Origin of the sequence: Psittacicella gerlachiana (genome assembly GCF_003585965.1) — a bacterium.
GTDB classification, from domain to species: Bacteria; Pseudomonadota; Gammaproteobacteria; order Enterobacterales; family Psittacicellaceae; genus Psittacicella; species Psittacicella gerlachiana.
The window spans coordinates 1-4095 of sequence record NZ_NRJF01000048.1; the positions used below are offsets into that span (position 1 = coordinate 1).

The 4095-nt window shown below is 35.6% G+C and carries 1 pseudogene; it reads left to right on the forward strand.

Features of this window, described 5'->3' with window-relative positions:
- Positions 1–43: 43 nt before the first annotated feature.
- A pseudogene (dnaE, locus tag CKF59_RS01970) lies at positions 44–3535 on the forward strand (DNA polymerase III subunit alpha); the annotation flags it as partial.
- Positions 3536–4095 lie beyond the last annotated feature (560 nt).

Consider the following 4095-nt stretch of genomic DNA (forward strand, 5'->3'; position numbering starts at 1 on the left):
AGCAAAGAGATAATTAATTACTTTTACTAAACAAAATATTGCTATGTCTGATTCAAAAAGTCTATCGAAATCATTTATACACTTGCGAGTACACTCAGAGTTTTCGATTACCTCTGGAGTAATGAAAGTAAAAGACATCATTAACTTAGCTTCTCAATATTTAATGCCAGCAGTTACAATTAGTGATTTAAATATGTTCTGTGGGCTCATTAAACTTTATGAACAAGGAACTGCAAAAGGAATTAAACCTATTTCAGCTGTAGACACTCAATTTCTTGACGATAAAGGAAGACTACATGATGTAACTCTCATTGCCCAAAATGAAGAAGGATATGTGAATATCCGTCGAATTATGACCGAAACCTATGTCCGTGCAAGAGGTAAAGTTGAAGAACAAAAACTCTCTCGGAGTTTAAAGTCCACTAAACGTGATCCCCGCATTTATATCACCTATGAACAAATGCGTAACCATGCTCAAGGAGTTATTTGTTTACTCCCAGGCTACTTTGGTCCTTTAGGAAATAGTGCTCGTGAAGATAAAATAGATTTTGCTGATCCTTGTTATGAAGAACTCAAATCTATTTATAAAAATAAACTCTTCCAAGCCATAGCTAGATGTGGACGTCCAGGAGAAAAAGGACTCGAAAAGCATATTATTGAATATGCTTTAAAATATCAAATGCCTCTTGTAGCAACTAATGATGTCCTCTTTAAAAGACGTCAAGACTTTGATACTCATCAAATTCGTGAATGTATTGCTCAAAGTGTGGTCATGTCTCAGTATCAACCTGATTACACCGCCGAACAATACTTTAAAACTAGTGAAGAAATGGCAGAACTCTTTAAAGATTTGCCTATTGCTATTGAAAATACCGTAAAGATTGCTCAAATGTGTACGGTTAAATTTAAGTTAGGACATCACGATCTTCCAAGATTTAACCTCGATGAAAGCGATCCTGGAGAAAAGAAATTAAAAGAAGAATTTGAGGAGTTTAAAGCCACCAATCCAGATGTCGATGAAGAAGAATGGATTCTTGATAAGCTTTCTTGGCAAGGATTAGAGGCTCGTTTACAAATCTTATATCCAGATCCTGAAGAAAGAGAAAAACAACGTCCTCTATATAATGAACGTTTAAATTATGAACTGGACATAATTAAACGGATGAAATTTCCAGGTTACTTCCTGATTGTCCAAGAGTTTATTAACTGGTCCAAAAAGCATGAAATTCCGGTAGGTCCTGGACGTGGTTCAGGAGCAGGAAGTCTTGTGGCTTATTCTCTAAGAATTACCGACTTAGATCCATTACGTTATGCCTTACTCTTTGAGCGTTTCCTTAACCCATCACGTAAATCCATGCCTGACTTTGACGTTGACTTTTGTAATGAAGGACGAGCTCGAGTAATAGAACACATGCAAGATCACTATGGTAAAGACTCTGTATCCCAAATTATGACTTTTGGTACCATGGGTGCGAAAATGGTGGTACGTGATGTAGCAAGGGTAATGGGGATTGACCGTCATAAAGCCGAAGATCTTGCCCGTTCTTTACAAGATAAACTCGAATATACCGAAGTTAATGATAAAGGAGAAGCAGAAGTAAAAACCGCTAAGGGAACCTTAGATAATAACGTTAAGTACAATCCGATTTTTAAGGCTTACTACGATAATACTGAAGAACCAGAATATCGTCATATTGTTGAATACTCTAAACCACTTGAAGGTCTAGTACGTCAAGTCGGTAAGCACGCTGCGGGAATTGTAATCTCACCAACGGAAATGAATAACTACTCGGCTCTTTATATCTCAGAAGATGGTGAACAAAGTACCCACTTTGATAAAGATGATATTGAGCATGCAGGTTTAGTTAAGTTTGACTTCTTAGGTCTAAAGAACTTAACCATTATTAAAAATGCCATTAAGATGATTCATAATCGTCAAAGACGAGAAGGTGTTAAAGAAGAGGATCTTCTTGATATAAACCTTATTCCTCTTGATGATCCAGCTTGTTATGAACTTTTACAGCAAGGGGATACCCATGGGATTTTCCAGCTAGAGTCTGCAGGGATTACCAAAATGGTGGTTAATGCTCAGCCTAAAGAGTTTGAAGATATTATCGCCCTGATTGCTCTTTACCGTCCTGGTCCATTACAATCAGGGATGGTGGAAAACTATATCCAACGTAAAAATGGCTTAGAAAAAGTTTATTACCCTACTCCAGAGCTAAATTTTGAAGTATTAAAAGAAATCTTAGATCCTACTTATGGGGTTATTGTTTACCAAGAGCAGGTGATGCAAATTGCTCAAAAATTCTCTGGTTATACTCTAGGTGATGCGGATAACTTACGTCGTGCTATGGGTAAAAAGAAACAAGAGGAGATGGATAAAGAGCGTGGTAAATTTATTGAAGGGGCAATTAAAAATGGTCACGATGGTAAACAGGCTCAAGCTCTTTTCGATCTTGTAGATAAGTTTGCCGGTTACGGATTTAATAAATCTCACTCGGCAGCCTATGCTTTAGTTTCTTACCAAACTGCTTACTTAAAAGCCCACTATCGAGCAGAATTTTTAGCAGCGGTGTTAACCAACGCCCAAAATGATATCTCAAAAATCTATAGTACGGTTAAAGACCTAAAAAATACCGCTCGTAAAATCAAAGTCGAATTTATTCGTCCAAGCGTAAACTATTCCTTTGAACACTTTGATGTAGATCATAAAGGCAGAGTTATCTATTCCTTAGCAGCTTTAAAAGGAGTGGGGGTTGAGGTCGTAAGAGAACTAGTTAAAGATCGTCAAGCTCATGGAATTTTTAAAGACTTTTATGATTTTATTGATCGATGCGGAAAATTCTTTTCTGAAAGTCAGCTCAAAGTAATGATAAATGCTGGTTGTTTTGATGACTTTATTGATCAAGCTAAAGATAAAGGTCATAGTCGTGAAGCTTACCATCATGTACTAAAACCTATAATTGCAGCTGTAAAAAACACTACTCATGGTAACTTATTTGCAGATTTAACTGAAAATATTGATACCTATATTCGTCCTGAAATTCTCAAAGACGTAACTTCTTGGCCTTTAGAAGAAAGAGTAAGACGAGAGTATGATGCCTTTAACTTCTATTTTGCGGGACACCCTATAAATGAGTTTACCGCAGAAAGAGATGCCATTGCTACTTGTACTTCTATTGATGACATGTTGATTAAATTCTCAGATTATACAACTGAAGTCATGCTCAATGCTCGTAAAGGTAATCAACGTAATGTATATCGTACTCATAATCTCGTAGTGCATATAGATTCAGCTCGTAAAGGTAAATCTTTTGATGGTAGTAAAAACGTCTTAGATCTTTCCTTTTCAGATGAATCAGGAAACTATCGAGGCGATATGTTTAGTAGTCTTACTGCCAATCAAATTGCCGAACTTGTAGATTCTCTCGTTGAAGATACCAAAGCCGTGGTAACCATGCAGTTTTCTTCTTATCAAAATAAGGATACCAAAGAAACGAGAACTTCAATGCGAATCAAGCAAGTAATTCCTCTGCAAACCTACTTAGCCAACTGTAAAGGCAAGGTTTATGCTCTTTTTGATATACGTCAAGCAGATGGTCTAAATAAGGTAAATAACTATTATAAGCAATATATTTCCGGTAAGCCTATTACCAGTTTACCTTTAGAATTTCACTTCTTGTTCTATACTCGTTTTGGCGTAGGTACAGTAGAACATAAGCATGTTACTTCATTTTCACCAAATATTTTTAAAGATCTCAAATATTATTGTGGAGTGCATAATGTCATGCTTGATTTAGAGTATGTAGATCCTGAACGAGATAAGCGTAATCGTTTCTACAATCGCTCTGAAGAATCTTAATTTAAACTACAAATACATAAATTAGCTGTTTATTTAAAAATCGGGTAAATTTTTACCCGATTTTTACTTAGATTCTTATATAATAATTATTAGCATTTTTCTGTTAATTCGCTTATAATAAGCGGGTTATCTATATTTTGCTTTCCAGATGTGAATCTCCATAAGCAAAAAATTATCCAGAATTTTATTTTATTAATTATAAAAAATAGCAAATTTCCAACCTGTATTTT